Origin of the sequence: Pseudomonas sp. BIGb0164 (assembly GCF_024810135.1) — a bacterium.
Taxonomy (GTDB): Bacteria; Pseudomonadota; Gammaproteobacteria; order Pseudomonadales; family Pseudomonadaceae; genus Aquipseudomonas.
Genome location: NZ_JANUEA010000002.1, coordinates 547,082 through 564,559, shown reverse-complemented (window position 1 = coordinate 564,559; position 17,478 = coordinate 547,082). Strand labels below are relative to the sequence as shown.

Sequence of the window (17,478 nt, the reverse complement as noted above, 5' to 3'; positions counted from 1 at the left end):
GTGTCCCTGATCGCTTCAGACCACTTCCGCATCGTTGTCGGCCTCGGCAAGAGCGGCATGTCCCTGGTTCGCTTCCTGGCGAACCGGGGCACGTCGTTTGCCGTGGCCGACACGCGGGAAAATCCACCGGAGCTGGTCACGCTGCGCCGTGACTACCCGCACGTGGAAGTGCGTTGTGGCGAGCTGGATGTCGAGTTTCTGTGCCGCGCCGACGAGCTCTACGTGAGCCCCGGCCTGGCCCTGGCGACACCGGCCCTGCAAGCCGCTGCGGCCCGTGGCGTGAAGCTGTCCGGCGACATCGACCTGTTCGCGCGTAACGCGAAGGCGCCCATCGTGGCCATCAGCGGCTCCAACGCGAAAAGCACCGTGACCACCCTGGTCGGCGAGATGGCGGCTGCGGCCGGCAAGCGCGTGGCCGTGGGCGGCAACCTTGGCACCCCGGCGCTGGACCTGCTCAGCGACGATGTCGAGCTGTACGTGATGGAGCTGTCGAGCTTCCAGCTGGAAACCACCCACGACCTCGGCGCCGAAGTGGCGACCGTGCTGAACGTGAGTGAAGACCACATGGACCGCTACAGCGGCCTGCCGGCTTATCACCTGGCCAAGCACCGGATCTTCCGAGGTGCCAGGCAAGTGGTGGTCAACCGCCAGGATGCCCTGAGCCGTCCGCTGATGGGCGAAGGCCTGCCGTGCTGGACCTTTGGCCTGGGCAAACCCGATTTCAAAGCCTTTGGCATTCGTGAGGAGAATGGCGAGAAATACCTGGCCTTCGAATTCCAGAACCTGATGCCGGTGCGTGAGTTGAAGATCCGTGGCGCGCATAACCAGTCCAATGCCCTGGCGGCGTTGGCGCTGGGGCATGCCGTGGGCCTGCCGTTCGATGCCATGTTGTCGAGCCTGCGCACCTTCGCCGGGCTTGAGCACCGTTGCCAGTGGGTGCGCGACTTGAATGGCGTGAGCTACTACAACGACTCCAAGGCCACTAACGTTGGTGCTGCATTGGCCGCTATCGAAGGCCTGGGTGCCGATATCGAGGGCAAGCTGGTGCTGATCCTTGGTGGTGACGGCAAAGGCGCCGACTTCAAAGACCTTAAAGGCCCGGTGGCTGCTCAGTGCCGCGCCGTGGTGCTGATGGGCCGCGACGCCGACGTGATCGCCGCCGCCCTCGGTGACGGCGTGCCGCAGGTACGTGCCACCTCCCTGGACGATGCCATCGCCCAGTGCCATGCCCTGGCCCAGCCCGGCGATGCCGTGCTGCTGTCGCCGGCGTGCGCCAGTTTCGACATGTTCAAGAACTACGAAGAGCGCGGCCAGCTGTTCGCCCGCGGCGTGGAGGCCTTGGCATGAGTATCAACTTCCGTAACATCATCAAGCCCTACCCGTCGCCGATCATTACTGGCCGTGGCATCGACCTGGATTTCCCGATGCTCGCCGGTTGCCTCGCGCTGCTGGGCCTGGGCCTGGTGATGATCACCTCGGCCTCCTCCGAAGTGGCGGCCGTGCAGTCGGGCAACACCCTGTACATGATGATCCGTCACCTGGTGTACCTGGTGATCGGCCTCGGCACCTGCATCGTCACCATGATGATCCCTATCGCCACCTGGCAACGCCTGGGCTGGTTGATGCTGATCGGTGCGTTTGGCTTGCTGGTCATGGTGATCCTGCCCGGCATCGGCCGCGAGGTGAACGGTTCGATGCGCTGGATCGGCTTCGGTGCGTTCAACGTACAGCCGTCGGAAATCGCCAAGGTGTTTGTGGTGATCTACCTCGCCGGTTACCTGGTGCGTCGTCAGAAGGAAGTGCGCGAAAGCTGGATGGGCTTCTTCAAGCCGTTCATCGTGCTGCTGCCCATGGCCGGCCTGTTGCTGATGGAGCCCGACTTCGGTGCCACCGTCGTGATGATGGGCGCGGCGGCGGCGATGCTGTTCCTCGGGGGCGTGGGCCTGTTCCGCTTCACCTTGATGGTGGTGCTGGCGGTGGCGGCCGTGACCATTCTGGTCCAGGCGCAACCCTACCGGATGGCCCGTCTGATCACCTTTACCGACCCATGGTCCGACCAGTTCGGCTCCGGCTACCAGTTGACCCAGGCGCTGATCGCCTTCGGTCGCGGCGAGTGGCTGGGCGTGGGCCTGGGCAACAGCGTGCAGAAGCAGTTCTACCTGCCGGAAGCGCACACCGACTTCGTGTTCTCGGTACTCGCCGAAGAGCTGGGTGTGGTCGGTTCGCTGTGCACCGTCGCGCTGTTCGTATTCGTGTGTGTGCGTGGCATGTACATCGGCTTGTGGGCCGAGAAGGCCAAACAGTATTTCGCCGCGTATGTGGCCTACGGCTTGTCGTTCCTGTGGATCGGCCAGTTCCTGATCAACATCGGTGTGAACGTCGGCTTGCTGCCGACCAAGGGCCTGACCTTGCCGTTCCTCAGTTACGGCGGCAGTTCGTTGGTGATCTGCTGTGCATGCCTGGGCTTGTTGCTGCGCATCGAGTGGGAGAGTCGAACTCACTTGGGCAGCGAAGAGATGGAGTTCAGCGAAAGCGACTTCGCCGAGGAGCCGACCCATGGGCGCTAATGTGCTGATCATGGCAGGCGGTACCGGGGGCCACGTGTTCCCGGCCCTGGCGTGCGCGCGGGAATTCCAGAGCCGTGGCTACACCGTGCACTGGCTGGGCACGCCCCGTGGGATCGAAAACGAGCTGGTGCCCAACGCCGGTTTGCCGCTGCACCTGATCAATGTGTCCGGCCTGCGCGGCAAGAGCAAATTGTCCCTGCTCAAGGCGCCGTTCGTGTTGCTCAAGGCGGTGTGGCAGGCGCGCAAGGTCATCCGTGAATTGAAGCCTGTGTGTGTGCTTGGTTTTGGTGGGTACGTGACCGGGCCGGGTGGTGTTGCCGCCAAGCTCGCGGGCGTGCCGGTGATCGTGCACGAGCAGAACGCCGTGGCCGGTACCGCCAACCGCCTGTTGGTGCCCTTGGCCGCGCGGGTGTGCGAGGCCTTCCCGAAGACCTTTGGTGCATCCGACAAATTGCGTACTACCGGCAACCCGGTGCGCACGGAACTGTTCATGGACATCGCTCGCCAGGCACTGGCCGGGCGCAAGGCACACCTGCTGATCATGGGCGGTAGCCTGGGCTCCGAGCCCTTGAACAAATTGCTGCCCGAAGCGCTGGCGCAACTCCCTGTGGAATTGCGCCCGGAAGTCTTCCATCAGGCCGGCAAAGATCACGGTGAAGTCACCGCCACGCGTTATCGCGAAGCCGGTGTGGAGGCGAACGTACAGCCCTTCATCAAAGACATGGCCCACGCCTATGGCTGGGCCGACCTGGTGGTCTGCCGCTCCGGTGCGCTGACCGTCAGTGAACTGGCTGCCGCCGGTCTGCCGTCCTTGCTGGTGCCTTTGCCCCACGCGATCGACGATCACCAGACCCGCAACGCCGAATATTTGGCCGGGGAGGGCGCTGCCTTCCTGCTGCCGCAAAGAACGACTGGCGCCGCCGATTTGGCCGCACGCCTGACCGAGGTTTTGATGCAACCGGAACGACTCAACAGCATGGCGAGCACCGCAAGCCGCCTGGCCAAACCTGACGCAACCCGCACCGTGGTCGATATCTGCCTGGAGGTGGCCCATGGTTGAGAATCAGAAAGCCATGCCGCAACCCGAAATGCGCCGCATCCGTCGTATCCACTTCGTCGGCATCGGCGGCGTGGGCATGTGCGGTATCGCCGAAGTCTTGCTGAACCTGGGCTACCAGGTGTCCGGCTCCGACCTGAAAGAGTCGCCGGTTACCGACCGCCTGAAAACCTTTGGCGCGCAGATCTTCATCGGCCACCGCGCCGAGAACGCTGCCGAGGCCGACGTGTTGGTGGTGTCCAGCGCCGTGAACACCTCCAACCCGGAAGTGGCCACTGCCCTTGAGCGTCGCATTCCTGTAGTGCCACGCGCCGAGATGCTGGCCGAGCTGATGCGCTATCGCCACGGTATTGCCGTGGCCGGTACCCACGGCAAAACCACCACCACCAGCCTGATCGCCTCGGTGTTCGCCGCCGGTGGCCTGGACCCGACGTTCGTGATCGGTGGCCGCCTGAATGCAGCCGGTACCAATGCCCAGCTCGGTACCAGCCGTTACCTGATCGCCGAAGCCGATGAAAGTGACGCCAGCTTCCTGCACCTGCAACCGCTGGTCGCCGTGGTCACCAACATCGACGAAGACCACATGGCCACTTACGACGGTGACTTCAACAAGTTGAAGAAAACCTTCGTCGAGTTCCTCCACAACCTGCCGTTCTACGGCCTGGCCGTGGTGTGCCTGGACGACCCGGTGGTGCGCGAGATCCTGCCGCTGGTCAAGCGTCCGACCGTGACCTATGGCTTCAGCGAAGACGCCGACGTGCGCGCCATCAATGTGCGCCAGGAAGGCATGCAGACCTTCTTCACCGTGCTGCGCCCGGACCGCGAGCCGCTGGATGTCTCGGTGAACATGCCGGGCAACCACAACGTGCTCAATTCCCTGGCGACCATCTGCATCGCCACCGACGAAGGCGTCAGCGATGAAGCCATCGTCGAAGGCCTGTCGCGCTTTGCCGGCGTGGGCCGTCGCTTCCAGGTCTACGGCCAGTTGCCGGTAGAAGGTGGCGACGTGATGCTGGTGGATGACTACGGTCACCACCCGACCGAAGTCGCGGCCGTGATCAAGGCCGTGCGCGGTGGCTGGCCTGAGCGCCGCCTGGTGATGGTCTACCAGCCGCACCGCTACAGCCGCACGCGCGATCTGTACGACGATTTCGTCAATGTATTGGCCGACGCCAACGTGTTGCTGCTGATGGAAGTCTACCCAGCCGGTGAAGAACCGATCCCGGGCGCCGACAGCCGCAAGCTGTGCAACAGCATCCGCCAGCGTGGCCAACTGGACCCGATCTACATCGAGCGTGGCGTGGACCTGGCGCCGCTGGTCAAGCCGCTGCTGCGTGCCGGCGACATCCTGCTGTGCCAGGGTGCCGGTGACATTGGCGGCCTTGCCCCTAAATTGCTGGCGAGCCCGCTGTTTGCCGCCGAGAAGGGGAAGTCGAAATGACCACTGATTACGGCTCCCTGTTTTCGACTATTTCGCCTGCCGACTTCGGCCGCGTGGCCGTGCTGTTCGGCGGCAAGAGCGCTGAGCGCGAAGTGTCGCTCAAGTCCGGCAATGCCGTGCTCGAAGCCCTGCAAAGCGCCGGCGTGAACGCATTTGGCATCGACGTGGGCGATGACTTCCTCGCTCGTCTGCAGGCCGAGAAGATCGACCGCGCCTTCATCATTCTCCACGGCCGTGGCGGTGAAGACGGCAGCATGCAAGGCCTGTTGGAATGCGCCGGCATCCCGTACACCGGCAGCGGCATCCTTGCTTCGGCCCTGGCGATGGACAAGCTGCGCACCAAGCAGGTGTGGCACAGCCTGGGCATTCCAACCCCGCGTCACAGCGTTCTGTGCAGCGAAGACGATTGTATTTCTGCAGCCAAGGAACTGGGCCTGCCTTTGATCGTCAAACCTGCCCATGAAGGCTCCAGTATCGGCATGGCCAAAGTGAACTCGGCCGCCGAATTGATCGACGCATGGAAAGCGGCAAGTACCTACGATTCGCAAGTGTTGGTGGAACAGTGGATTTCCGGTCCCGAGTACACCATCGCCACCCTGCGTGGCCAGGTATTGCCGCCTATCGCATTGGGCACGCCCCACACCTTTTACGACTACGACGCCAAGTACCTGGCTTCCGATACCCAGTACCGGATCCCGTGCGGCCTTGACGCAACCAAAGAACAGGAATTGATGGACCTCACGGCGAAAGCCTGTGAGGCGCTGGGTATCGCCGGTTGGGCGCGGGCAGACGTGATGCAGGATGACCAAGGGAATTTCTGGTTCCTGGAAGTCAACACCGCGCCAGGGATGACCGACCACAGCCTGGTTCCTATGGCAGCTCGTGCCGCCGGCCTGGACTTCCAGCAGTTGGTGCTGGCGATCCTTGCAGCCAGCATTGAGCCTCGAGGCTAAGCACATGAACGGCGCATCGCTTCGTCATCAGCCCCCACAAGCACCGAGCCGCAAGCCGGTGCCACGGGGTGCCAGCCGAATGGTGGCTAAAGAGCCGATGTCGGCGCGCCTGCCGAAAGCCAATTTTGGTTTCCTCAAGGCGCTGTTCTGGCCGGTGCTGCTGGTGGTGTTGGGCTTCGGAACCTACGAGGGCGCGCAGCGTCTGTTGCCGTATGCCGACCGGCCGATCACCAAGATCAGCGTGCAGGGCGACTTGAGCTATATCAGCCAGCAAGCGGTGCAGCAGCGCATCGGCCCGTACCTGGCGGCGAGCTTCTTCACCATCGACCTGGCCGGCATGCGCTCGGAACTGGAACAGATGCCGTGGATCGCCCACGCCGAAGTCCGTCGCGTATGGCCGGACCAGGTGACGATCCGCCTGGAAGAACAACTGCCCGTGGCCCGGTGGGGTGACGAAGCGCTGTTGAACAACCAGGGCCAGGCGTTCACCCCGCGTGAGCTGGCCAACTACGAGCACCTGCCGCAGCTGTTCGGGCCGCAGCGGGCGCAGCAGCAAGTGATGCAGCAGTACCAGGCCCTGAGCCAGATGCTGCGGCCACTGGGCTTCTCCATTGCACGCCTGGAACTGCGTGAACGGGGTAGCTGGTTTTTGACGACCGGGGCAGGCAGTTCCGGCCCGGGCATCCAGTTGTTGCTGGGACGCGACCGCTTGGTGGAAAAGATGCGCCGCTTCATTGCCATCTATGACAAGACCTTGAAAGAACAGATTACGAACATTGCGAGCGTCGACCTGCGTTACGCCAACGGCCTTGCCGTCGGCTGGCGTGAACCGGCTGCGCCCACGGCAGCGCAACCCGCTGTCGCGAAGAATTAAGAAGAGGCAGGACCCATGGCAAACGTGCAAAGCGGCAAAATGATCGTCGGTCTCGATATCGGCACCTCCAAGGTGGTGGCGCTGGTCGGCGAGGTCGGGGAAGACGGCACGATCGAAATCGTCGGTATTGGCACGCATCCGTCCCGGGGCCTGAAGAAGGGCGTGGTGGTGAACATCGAGTCCACCGTGCAATCGATCCAGCGCGCCATCGAAGAGGCGCAGCTGATGGCCGGTTGCCGGATCCACTCGGCGTTCGTCGGCGTGGCGGGCAACCATATCCGCAGCCTGAACTCCCACGGCATCGTGGCGATCCGCGACCGCGAAGTCAGCTCCGCCGACCTTGAGCGTGTCCTCGACGCTGCCCAGGCCGTGGCGATCCCGGCTGACCAGCGCGTGCTGCACACCCTGCCGCAGGACTACGTGATCGACAACCAGGAAGGCGTTCGCGAGCCCCTGGGCATGTCGGGCGTACGTCTGGAAGCCAAGGTCCACGTGGTGACCTGCGCCGTCAACGCCGCCCAGAACATTGAAAAATGCGTGCGCCGCTGCGGCCTGGAAATCGACGACATCATTCTGGAGCAGTTGGCCTCGGCCTACTCGGTACTGACCGACGACGAAAAAGAACTGGGCGTGTGCCTGGTGGACATCGGCGGCGGCACCACCGACATCGCGATCTTCACCGAGGGTGCGATCCGTCACACCGCCGTGATCCCGATTGCTGGCGACCAGGTGACCAACGACATCGCCATGGCGTTGCGCACACCGACCCAGTACGCCGAAGAAATCAAGATCCGCTACGCCTGCGCCCTGGCCAAGCTGGCCGGTGCCGGCGAGACCATCAAGGTGCCGAGCGTGGGCGACCGTCCACCGCGTGAGCTGTCGCGCCAGGCCCTGGCCGAAGTGGTCGAGCCACGCTACGACGAGCTGTTCACCCTGATCCAGGCTGAACTGCGCCGCAGCGGCTACGAAGATTTGATCCCGGCCGGCATCGTGCTGACCGGTGGCACCTCGAAGATGGAAGGCGCGGTCGAACTGGCCGAGGAAATCTTCCACATGCCGGTTCGCCTGGGCGTGCCCCATGGCGTCAAGGGCCTGGGCGACGTGGTGCGCAACCCGATTTACTCCACTGGCGTGGGCTTGCTGTTGTACGGGCTGCAAAAGCAGACCGACGGCATTTCCCTGTCGGGCCCGAGCATCCGTGACAGCTACCGCGGCGACGACGAAGCCAAGGCGCCGTTGTTCGAGCGTTTGCAGGCCTGGGTCAAGGGCAACTTCTAAGCGATTTACCGCAACACCGACACACCGCAGCACCGTTGTAAGCAGTAGGCGAAAAAACTAGAGAAATGAAAGGAGAGGGAACATGTTCGAACTCGTAGACAACATCCCCGCAAGCCCGGTCATCAAAGTGATCGGTGTCGGCGGTGGCGGCGGCAACGCTGTCAACCACATGGTCAAGAGCAACATTGAAGGCGTTGAATTCATCTGCGCCAACACTGATGCCCAGGCGCTGAAAAGCATCGGCGCGCGGACCATCCTGCAATTGGGCACCGCCGTGACCAAGGGCCTCGGCGCTGGCGCGAACCCGGAAGTCGGCCGTCAAGCCGCCCTGGAAGACCGCGAGCGTATCGCGGAAGTGCTGCAAGGCACCAACATGGTGTTCATCACCACGGGCATGGGCGGTGGTACCGGTACCGGTGCTGCGCCGATCATTGCCGAAGTGGCCAAGGAAATGGGCATTCTGACGGTTGCAGTCGTGACCCGTCCGTTCCCGTTCGAAGGCCGCAAGCGCATGCAGATCGCCGACGAAGGTATCCGTCTGCTGTCTGAAAGCGTCGACTCGTTGATCACCATCCCCAACGAGAAGCTGCTGACCATCCTGGGCAAGGACGCAAGCCTGCTGTCCGCGTTCGCCAAGGCTGACGATGTACTGGCCGGTGCCGTTCGCGGTATTTCCGACATCATCAAGCGCCCAGGCATGATCAACGTCGACTTTGCCGACGTCCGTACTGTCATGAGCGAAATGGGCATGGCCATGATGGGCACTGGTTGCGCCAGCGGTCCGAACCGTGCACGTGAAGCCACTGAAGCGGCCATCCGCAACCCGTTGCTCGAAGACGTGAACCTGCAAGGTGCACGCGGCATCCTGGTGAACATCACCGCCGGTCCTGACCTGTCCCTGGGTGAGTACTCCGACGTGGGTAGCATCATTGAAGCCTTCGCTTCCGAGCACGCCATGGTCAAAGTCGGCACCGTGATCGACCCGGACATGCGCGACGAGCTGCATGTGACCGTGGTTGCCACCGGCCTGGGTGCAAAAATCGAGAAGCCTGTGAAGGTCATCGACAACACCCTGCACAACAGCCAAGCCAGCCACGCGAGCCAATCGGCTGCCGCTCCAGCGCCTGCGCGCCAGGAACTGCCGTCGGTGAACTACCGTGACCTGGACCGTCCGACCGTGATGCGCAACCAGGCTCAGGCCGGTGCTGCGGCGTCCCGTAGCCCGAATCCGCAAGATGATCTGGACTATCTGGACATCCCGGCATTCTTGCGTCGTCAGGCCGATTAATGGAATGTATCAGGGCTATGAAGGTGATTGGTGTTCAGCAAAGGTCTGGTCTGCTATTATCGCCAGCCTTTGTTGATACCAGTTCGCAATTTGCGCTCAAGCGGTCCAAGCCATGATTAAACAACGCACCCTGAAGAATATTATCCGTGCCACAGGTGTAGGTCTGCACTCCGGGGAGAAGGTATACCTGACCCTCAAGCCTGCACCTGTCGACACCGGCATCGTGTTTGTTCGTGCCGACCTGGACCCTGTGGTGCAGATTCCTGCTCGCGCGGAAAACGTTGGCGAAACCACGATGTCGACCACATTGGTCAACGGTGACGTCAAAGTGGACACGGTGGAGCACTTGCTCTCGGCCATGGCTGGCCTGGGCATCGATAACGCCTACGTCGAGCTCTCCGCGTCCGAAGTCCCGATCATGGATGGCAGCGCTGGACCCTTCGTATTCTTGATTCAATCTGCCGGCCTGGAAGAACAGGACGCAGCCAAGAAGTTCATTCGCATTCTGCGGGAAGTGACAGTAGAAGACGGCGACAAGCGCGCCACCTTCGTCCCGTTCGAAGGCTTCAAAGTGAGCTTTGAGATCGATTTCGATCACCCGGTATTCCGTGACCGCACCCAAAGTGCAAGCGTGGATTTTTCCAGCACTTCGTTCGTAAAAGAAGTCAGCCGCGCCCGTACCTTTGGTTTCATGAGTGACATCGAGTACCTGCGCAAGCACAACCTCGCACTCGGCGGCAGCGTTGAAAACGCCATCGTGGTCGACGCGGATGGTGTACTGAACGAAGACGGCCTTCGCTATGAAGACGAATTCGTGAAGCACAAGATCCTCGATGCAATCGGTGACCTCTACCTGCTGGGCAATAGCCTGATAGGCGAGTTCAAAGGCTTCAAGTCGGGCCACGCCCTTAACAACCAGCTGCTGCGCAAGTTGATTGAGCAGACAGACGCTTGGGAAGTCGTGACCTTCGAAGATGCCAGCACCGCACCGATCTCTTACATGCGTCCCGTTGCGGCGGTGTAAGTAACAACTCTCTTTCTTTAGTTTTGAAAGGCCACCTTCGGGTGGCCTTTTTTTATGCCTGCGAGTTCGATTGCGCCGCAGTTCAAATGTGGGAGTTGGCTTGCCAGCGATGGCAGTGTTGAATCCACCGTCGCCATCGCAGGCAAGCGAGCTCCCACAGTGATCGGGTTCACAGATTTTGTTGCGTAGCGGCATCCACGATCCGGTTGCGCCCCGTATGCTTGGCCTCATACAACGCCTGGTCCGCACTCAACAACAGCGCCTCCAATGACACACGGCTGCGCTTGTTCCACGTGCTCATGCCAATGCTCACCGTGATCGGCGGCTCATCAACCGACAGCCGAGGCAGGCGCTCGACGCTGCAGCGAATATGCTCGGCAATCACCCAGGCGCCCTTGGCGTCGGTATGCGGCAGCACCACCGCGAATTCTTCCCCGCCGTAGCGCGCCGCCAAATCGGCAGGGCGGCGGATGTTATCGCCGATCACCTGGGCCACCCTGCGCAACGCTTCATCCCCGCCATGATGGCCATGACGATCGTTGAAGGCCTTGAAGTGATCCACATCGATCATCAGCAGGGTCAGCGGCTCGGTTGAGCGCTGTGCCCGGTCCCATTCCAGGCGCACGCGTTGATCAAGGGTGCGACGGTTCGCCAGGCCGGTCAGGGCGTCGGTGGCTGCCAGTTCTGACAGCACCTGTTCGGCGCGATGACGGCGGCGCAGTTCCTTGCTCAACATCCAGGTCAGCCACAACAGGCCTGCGCACAGCACCCCGGTGGCCAGGCTGATGAGCACGGCGGCACGCTTCCATTGGGCGAACACCTCATCGGTGGACAACGCCACGGCCACGATCAACGGCAAGGTGCCCACGGTGGAAAAGGTGTATAGCCGCTCCTGGCGGTCAACGCTGGACGTGCCCTGGAAGCTGCCGTCGCGCTCCTTGAGCATGCGTGCCACGTTCGGGCGCTGGCTGAGGTCCTTGTCGACCATGTCCAGCTCCAGCATCGGTTGCTGCGCCAGCAGGATGCCCTGGTGGTTGATCAGGTTGATGGTGCCGTTGCTGCCGATGTTCAGGCTGCTGAACAACTGGTGGAAGTACGACAAGCGCATGGACGCCACCGCAACGCCCTGGAAGCGCCCGTCCGGCGACGAAATGCGCCGGCTGAATGCGATGCGCCATTGGTCATCGCAGATGCACCGCGCCATGAACGGGCGACTGATATACAACCCGATATCAGGTGCCTTGCGATGCACCTGGAAATAGTCACGGTCGGCAAAGTTGCCAGTCTTGGGCGTCAGCAACGAAGAGTCGGCAATCACTTCGCCATTGGCGTCCAGCAGCAGGATATCGCCCTTGTAGGGCGCAGCGGCGGAGCGATCAAACAGCACCAGGTGGCGGATGCTCGCCGAGACGCCTTGCAGGTCATTGCGCTCGGTGGCGGCAATCAGACCCTTGAGGGCCATGTCGTAGAGTTCGACGTTACGCAGCACATCGGCGTCGATCAATTGGGTGATGTTGTTGGCGGTGCGTTTGGCGCTCTGCAGGGTGTTGGCGTGTTCGCGGATCAGCAGGGCCGTCACGATCGCCATGATCAGCAGGACGGTGAGGACGCTGCCCACGATCAGCAGGCGTTCCGGGCGGCGTGTTGGGCGGGACAGGCTCGGGCTCATCGGGTGTACTTCTGCTGCAAGGATGCCCTTAGCGTAGCCCTTGAATTGCACTGTCGGGTATCGCCGATGAGCCCGTTCAGCAGGCGCCAGCCTCTGCCACCCGATTGCGCCCGCTGTGCTTGGCTTGGTACAGCGCCTGGTCGGCACTGAGCAACAGCGCCTCCAGCGGTTGGCGGTTGCGTTTGTGCCAGGTGCTCATGCCGATACTCACCGTGATCGGCCGTTCGGCGCCGGCCACCCAGGGCAAATGCTCGATGCTGCTGCGGATGTGTTCGGCAATGACCCGGGCGCCCTTGGCGTCGGTATCGGGCAGCACCACCGCAAACTCCTCGCCGCCATAGCGGGCAGCCAGGTCGGCGGGGCGACGGATATTGCTGCCGATCACCTGGGCCACCGTGCGCAGTGCCGCGTCGCCACCGTGATGACCATGGCGGTCATTGAACGCCTTGAAATGGTCCACGTCGATCATCAGCAGCGTCAGTGACTCGGTGGAGCGCTGTGCCCGCTCCCACTCCAGGCGCAGGCGCTGGTCCAGGGTGCGGCGGTTGGCCAGGCCGGTGAGGGCGTCGGTGGCCGCCAGTTCCGACAGCACCTCCTCGGCACGATGGCGACGGCGCAACTCCCGGCGCAACATCCAGGTCAGCCACAACAGGCCAATGCACAGCACGCCGGTGGCGCCGCTGGTCAGCAGCGCGGCGCGTTGCCAGGGCGCAAAGACGTCCTCGCTGGCCAGTGCCACCACCACGATCAAGGGCAACTCGCCGACGTTGCTGAACGTATACAGCCGCTCTGTACCCGAGAGCGACGAGATCGCCCGGAAACTGCCTTCACCTTCGCGCAACATGCGTTTGAAGTTGGGCCGGTCACTCAGGTCCTTGTCGATCATGTCGCGTTCCAGCAGCGGTTGCTGGGCCAGGAGAATGCCGCGGGTGTTCAGCAGGTTCACCGAGCTGCCGTTGCCGATGGTGAGGCGGTTGAACAGTTGATCGAAGTACGCCAGGCGCATCGTCGCCACCGCGACCCCGGCAAATTCGCCATTGGGCCCCGACACTCGGCGGCTGAATGCAATGCGCCACACCTGATCGCAGTCGCAGCGGATCTTGAACGGGCGGCTGATAAATAGCCCCGCCGTGCTGTTGTTCTGGTGAGCCAGAAAGTAATCCCGGTTGGCGAAATTGCGCGGTGTCGGGTGCGGTGTCGAGGAGTCGGCGATGACCGCACCGTTGGCATCCAGCAACAGCACTTCGCCCTTGAAGGGCGCGGCGGTGGATTGATCAAACTGCACAAGGTGCTGAATATCGGCTGACACATGCGCCAGGTCCTTGCGCGTGGCGGCGGCGATCAGCCCTTGCAGAGCCAGGTCGTAGAGCTCGACGTTGCGCAGCACATCGGCATTGATCAGCTGAGTAATGTTGGTGGTCGATCGCTTGGCGGCCAGCAGGGTGCTGGCATGTTCGCGGCTGAGCAGGGCGGCCACGATGATCACGATCAGGAGGACGGTGAAACCACTGCCCAGCATCAGCAACAGCTCTGAGCGGGAGGGCAGGTTACCAGTACGGGGTTGACTCATCGCGCAGACTTCAACGGAGTAGATGCTGGCAGTTTAGTGCTGCGCGATGAAAATTAAATGATTGGTTAACAGGAAATCAGAACACGTTGATCGGATAGTCCACGATCACCCGGTATTCATCCACGTCCCGATCCACCGCCGAGTAGCCCTTGCCACCCCGGTTGGTCGCCCATTGCAGGCGTACCGCCAGGTCCTTGGCCTTGCCACCCTGCACCACATATTTCAGGTCAATGTCCCGTTCCCAATGCCTGGCATCTTTGCCATCGGCGCTGTACCAGGCGCTGTAGCCACGGCTATCGGGGTCGACTTTGGTCAGGTCGGTCTTGCCGCTGATGTAGGACACGGCAGACGTCAGGCCCGGCAGGCCAAGGCCGGCGAAGTCATAGGCGTACTTGAGTTTCCAGGAGCGCTCGTTGGGCCCGTTGAAGTCCGAGTACTGCTGGGAGTTGTCCAGATAGATGCTGTCGCCCTGGGTGATGTAGTCGAACGGTGTGTTGCCGTTCACCCGTTGGTAGGCGGCGGTAACGCTGTGGTTGCCCACGCCCACGGTGAAATGCAGGCTGTAGGTGTTGTTGTCGATCGCCCCCAGCAGCGATTGCCCGGTGTCCTGTGTGCGGTAGTAGTGCAGGCCCGGGTTGAGGCTGACCTGGTCGTTCAGGGCGTAGGTGTAGTCCAGGTCGTAGTAGTACTGGTGCCACACGTCCTTGAGTTCGGAGGCGTACAGGTTGCTGGTCAGCCCTGGCACACCGCTGAAGGACACGCCGGCCCAGTCCAGGTGCTGGCTGTCGGCGTGGTCGGGCAAGGCGCCGTAGCTGGTGCCGATGCGGCGATGACCGCTCTGGTTGTAGAGCTTGGTGAAACTGGCCTGGCCGCCTTCGAACATCCAGCCATCGAAACTGTGGTTGGCCAGGCTCACACCTCGGAACGTCTGCGGCAGCATGCGGGTCATGCCGCCGGCGATCACCGGGTTGTTGAGGAACAGGTCGCCGGCTTTCAATTCGCTATCAAACGCGCGCATTTTCAGCGTGCCGCCAGCGGTCGAGAACGACCCCGGGGCTTTGCCGTTGCCCGAGCCCACGGGCAGGATGCTGGAACCGTCGGTGCCGCCGCCGCCGTCCAGCTTGAGGCCAAGCATGGCGTGGGCGTCCAGGCCAAAGCCGACGGTGCCCTGGGTGTAGCCGGATTCGAAGGTGCCGAGAAAGCCCTGGCCCCATTCCTTGCTGTCATCAGTGTGGATGTCGCGACGGTCGCGGTTCATGTAGTAGTTGCGGGTGTTGATCGTGAGGTGGGCGCCTTCGACGAAACCGTCGGCGGGGGTGGTGTCTGCCGCGTGGGCAAGGGGGGTAATCGTTGCTGTAATTGCGAGGAATAACGGGGTGAACGTCAGCGAGTTCTTCACCGGTGGAGCTCCTTTGGGTCAATCGAAAACGGCCAATGTCGTGGGGGTGTGCCTGGCCTTTTTTACGGCAAAAAAAAGCCGCTGAAGTCAGCGGCTTTGAACAGATTCCCAGTGTAGAGCCCTGGAAATAAGTCGAGGGAAATTCGGGTAAGCGGGAAGCTGCCTTGCCGTCTCGCTCATCGGTGCGTCAAATTAACGCAGATGAGCGGTGCGATACAGAGTGTAACAAGATAATGACTGTTGCCCAAATCGCAACAGTTAGAGACGTGGAGGGCTTACCTGATACACCGCAGCTCCCACATTTGGGCCAAGGTGTTTTGGGGCTATACGGGCAGGGTGATGCCGAAGGTGTTGCCGCCGCCATCACTGCGCACAAACACATCCCCGCCATGCATCAATGCAATCGCCTTGACGATGGCCAGCCCCAAGCCGTGGTTGGCGCCACTGTTGCTGCGCGAGGCATCCACCCGGTAGAAGCGCTCGAACAGGCGTGGCAAATGCTCGCTGGCAATCTCGTCTCCCGGGTTGGTGACCCCGATTGCCACCTGTTGGTCCTGCACTTCAATGTTCACCTCGATGACCCGCCCGGGCGCGGTGTGCTGCACCGCGTTGCTCAGCAGGTTGATCAAGGCGCGGCGCAGGTGGGCTTTTTCGATGTGGACCAAGGCATCCCCGCGCACCCTCACCTTGACCTGGGCGTCTTCGAGGATGAAGTCCAGGTAATCGAGGGTGGTTGCCACTTCATCGGCCAGGGAGCTTTCGATCAGCTTGGTGGCCTTGCTGCCCTGGTCGGCGCTGGCGAGGAACAGCATGTCGTTGATGATCGAGCGCAGCCGTTCCAGTTCTTCGAGGTTCGATTGCAGCACCTCGAAGTAGTGCTCGGCCGAGCGCCCACGGGTCAGCGCCACCTGGGTCTGGCCGATCAGGTTGGTCAGCGGCGAGCGCAGTTCGTGGGCCACGTCGGCATTGAATGACTCAAGGCGCGAGTAGGCTTGCTCCACGCGGTCGAGGGTGGAGTTGAACGAGTTGACGAACTGGCTCAATTCCGGCGGCAGCGGCGACAAGTGCAGGCGCCCGGACAGTTTGGGCGGGGCGAGTTTCTGCGCTTCATCCGAGAGTTTGCCCAACGGCTTGAGGCCGATGCGCGAGACCCAGAAGCCCAGCAGCGCCGCCAGCGCCACGCCGACACAGGCCAGGCCGATCAAGGCCATCAGCAGTTGGTGCTGGGTGGCACGGAAGTTCTCGGTGTCGATGGCGATCATGAAGCGCAGGGGCGGGCGTTGTTCCTTGGCCGGGAACTGGCTCAACAGCACCTTGAACGGGTACTCGTGCCCGGGCAGACGCAGGTCGCGCTTGCCGGTCGGCCCTTCGGCGAAAGCGCGGATCTGGGCGTCGGGGTTGCCGTACTCGTACATCGGATCGCTGCTCACCACCCAGAAGCGGATGCGCTTGTCTTCTTCGCCGAGCAGCTTGAGCTTGGCGGTGATTTTCGCCCAATGGTCCGGCGTGCCGAAGCGGTTCACCGACGACTCCAGCACGCTGTAGCGCGCGTCCAATTCGGCACCCGGCAACAACCCCAGGCCACGGTCCACCTGCTGGTACAGCGCGCCGCCGATCAGCATGAAGATCAGCAGTGCCACCAGCGTGAACATACCGCTCAGGCGCAGGGCGATGGAGTTAGCCGACACTGCGGTTCTCCAGCACGTAGCCCATGCCACGGATGGTGTGCAGCAGTTTCTGTTCGAACGGCCCGTCGAGTTTGGCGCGCAGGCGCTTGATCGCCACTTCCACCACGTTGGCGTCACTGTCGAAATTGATGTCCCAGACCATTTCCGCGATGGCGGTCTTGGACAGGATCTCACCCTGGCGCCGTGCCAATACGCTGAGCAGCGAGAACTCCTTGGCCGTCAGATCCAAGCGCAGGCCGTTGCGGCTGGCCTTGCGGCTGATCAGGTCGATCCACAGGTCGGCGACCGTCACCTGCACCGGCTCATGGCCACCGCTGCGACGGGTCAACGCCTGCAGGCGCGCTACCAGTTCCAGGAACGAAAACGGTTTGCCCAGGTAGTCATCGGCGCCTTCGCGCAAGCCACGAATGCGATCTTCCACGCGCTCGCGGGCGGTGAGCATGATCACCGGCGTCTGCTTGCGCGCGCGCAAGGCTCGCAGCACACCGAAGCCATCGAGGCCCGGCAGCATCACATCAAGCACTATCACGGCGTAATCGTTCTCCAGCGCCAGGTGCAAGCCCTCGACACCTTCGCGGGCTACATCGACGGTGTAGCCTTGTTCTGTCAGGCCGCGGTGCAGGTAGTCCGCGGTTTTTTCTTCATCTTCAATAATCAGGACGCGCATGAC

14 protein-coding genes are annotated in these 17,478 nt (G+C 62.3%); 9 read left to right on the top strand and 5 right to left on the bottom strand.

Annotated features, from left to right (window positions below; all coding sequences use genetic code 11):
- The 9 genes from murD (at position 1) to lpxC (ending at position 10,482) form a co-directional block, all read left to right on the top strand.
- On the top strand, positions 1-1,347 hold the full coding sequence (murD, locus tag M2394_RS06480; RefSeq protein ID WP_259171932.1) for a UDP-N-acetylmuramoyl-L-alanine--D-glutamate ligase: 1,347 nt from the start codon (positions 1-3) through the stop codon (positions 1,345-1,347).
- Positions 1,344-2,567: a putative lipid II flippase FtsW gene (gene ftsW, locus M2394_RS06475; protein ID WP_259171931.1), complete on the top strand. Its 1,224-nt coding sequence runs from the start codon at positions 1,344-1,346 to the stop codon at positions 2,565-2,567. Before murD ends, ftsW begins: the two co-directional genes overlap by 4 nt.
- Positions 2,557-3,627, top strand: coding sequence for an undecaprenyldiphospho-muramoylpentapeptide beta-N-acetylglucosaminyltransferase (gene murG, locus M2394_RS06470; RefSeq protein ID WP_178922765.1), 1,071 nt, complete (start codon positions 2,557-2,559; stop codon positions 3,625-3,627). Before ftsW ends, murG begins: the two co-directional genes overlap by 11 nt.
- The gene (murC, locus tag M2394_RS06465; RefSeq protein ID WP_178922766.1) at positions 3,620-5,065 is read left to right on the top strand and encodes a UDP-N-acetylmuramate--L-alanine ligase; all 1,446 of its coding nucleotides are present in this window, start codon (positions 3,620-3,622) and stop codon (positions 5,063-5,065) included. The genes murG and murC overlap by 8 nt, the downstream gene beginning before the upstream one ends.
- Positions 5,062-6,018: a D-alanine--D-alanine ligase gene (locus tag M2394_RS06460; protein WP_178922768.1), complete on the top strand. Its 957-nt coding sequence runs from the start codon at positions 5,062-5,064 to the stop codon at positions 6,016-6,018. The genes murC and M2394_RS06460 overlap by 4 nt, the downstream gene beginning before the upstream one ends.
- Positions 6,019-6,022: 4 nt before the next feature.
- On the top strand, positions 6,023-6,892 hold the full coding sequence (locus M2394_RS06455) for a cell division protein FtsQ/DivIB (protein WP_176995031.1): 870 nt from the start codon (positions 6,023-6,025) through the stop codon (positions 6,890-6,892).
- 15 nt (positions 6,893-6,907) lie between these two features.
- Complete coding sequence (ftsA, locus tag M2394_RS06450; RefSeq protein ID WP_178922770.1) at positions 6,908-8,170, top strand: cell division protein FtsA; 1,263 nt, start codon at positions 6,908-6,910, stop codon at positions 8,168-8,170.
- 82 nt (positions 8,171-8,252) lie between these two features.
- The gene (ftsZ, locus tag M2394_RS06445) at positions 8,253-9,458 is read left to right on the top strand and encodes a cell division protein FtsZ (RefSeq protein ID WP_178922772.1); all 1,206 of its coding nucleotides are present in this window, start codon (positions 8,253-8,255) and stop codon (positions 9,456-9,458) included.
- A 112-nt stretch (positions 9,459-9,570) separates the two neighbouring features.
- Positions 9,571-10,482 carry a UDP-3-O-acyl-N-acetylglucosamine deacetylase gene (lpxC, locus tag M2394_RS06440; protein ID WP_003171886.1) on the top strand — a complete coding sequence of 304 codons (912 nt, stop codon included), beginning with the start codon at positions 9,571-9,573 and terminating at the stop codon, positions 10,480-10,482.
- A gap of 169 nt (positions 10,483-10,651) precedes the next feature.
- On the opposite strand, the gene M2394_RS06435 is transcribed toward lpxC, so the two are convergent.
- The 5 genes from M2394_RS06435 to M2394_RS06415 form a co-directional block, all read right to left on the bottom strand.
- Positions 10,652-12,151, bottom strand: coding sequence for a sensor domain-containing diguanylate cyclase (locus tag M2394_RS06435; protein WP_259171930.1), 1,500 nt, complete (start codon positions 12,149-12,151; stop codon positions 10,652-10,654).
- Between the two features lie 76 nt (positions 12,152-12,227).
- Entirely contained in the window at positions 12,228-13,721 is a 1,494-nt protein-coding gene (locus tag M2394_RS06430; RefSeq protein ID WP_259171929.1) for a sensor domain-containing diguanylate cyclase, read from the bottom strand.
- 76 nt (positions 13,722-13,797) lie between these two features.
- Complete coding sequence (locus M2394_RS06425; protein ID WP_259171928.1) at positions 13,798-15,120, bottom strand: OprD family porin; 1,323 nt, start codon at positions 15,118-15,120, stop codon at positions 13,798-13,800.
- A 323-nt stretch (positions 15,121-15,443) separates the two neighbouring features.
- On the bottom strand, positions 15,444-16,808 hold the full coding sequence (locus M2394_RS06420; RefSeq protein ID WP_259171927.1) for a heavy metal sensor histidine kinase: 1,365 nt from the start codon (positions 16,806-16,808) through the stop codon (positions 15,444-15,446).
- Positions 16,798-17,475: a heavy metal response regulator transcription factor gene (locus M2394_RS06415; RefSeq protein ID WP_064450771.1), complete on the bottom strand. Its 678-nt coding sequence runs from the start codon at positions 17,473-17,475 to the stop codon at positions 16,798-16,800. The genes M2394_RS06420 and M2394_RS06415 overlap by 11 nt, the downstream gene beginning before the upstream one ends.
- Between the last annotated feature and the right edge of the window lie 3 nt (positions 17,476-17,478).

Coding starts and splice junctions, on each gene's coding strand:
- M2394_RS06460 (WP_178922768.1), top strand. CDS start 5,062: ATGACCACTGATTACGGCTCCCTGTTTTCGACTATTTCGCCTGCCGAC.
- murG (WP_178922765.1), top strand. CDS start 2,557: ATGGGCGCTAATGTGCTGATCATGGCAGGCGGTACCGGGGGCCACGTG.
- ftsZ (WP_178922772.1), top strand. CDS start 8,253: ATGTTCGAACTCGTAGACAACATCCCCGCAAGCCCGGTCATCAAAGTG.
- M2394_RS06435 (WP_259171930.1), bottom strand. CDS start 12,151: ATGAGCCCGAGCCTGTCCCGCCCAACACGCCGCCCGGAACGCCTGCTG.
- murC (WP_178922766.1), top strand. CDS start 3,620: ATGGTTGAGAATCAGAAAGCCATGCCGCAACCCGAAATGCGCCGCATC.
- M2394_RS06430 (WP_259171929.1), bottom strand. CDS start 13,721: ATGAGTCAACCCCGTACTGGTAACCTGCCCTCCCGCTCAGAGCTGTTG.
- ftsW (WP_259171931.1), top strand. CDS start 1,344: ATGAGTATCAACTTCCGTAACATCATCAAGCCCTACCCGTCGCCGATC.
- ftsA (WP_178922770.1), top strand. CDS start 6,908: ATGGCAAACGTGCAAAGCGGCAAAATGATCGTCGGTCTCGATATCGGC.
- M2394_RS06455 (WP_176995031.1), top strand. CDS start 6,023: ATGAACGGCGCATCGCTTCGTCATCAGCCCCCACAAGCACCGAGCCGC.
- M2394_RS06415 (WP_064450771.1), bottom strand. CDS start 17,475: ATGCGCGTCCTGATTATTGAAGATGAAGAAAAAACCGCGGACTACCTG.
- lpxC (WP_003171886.1), top strand. CDS start 9,571: ATGATTAAACAACGCACCCTGAAGAATATTATCCGTGCCACAGGTGTA.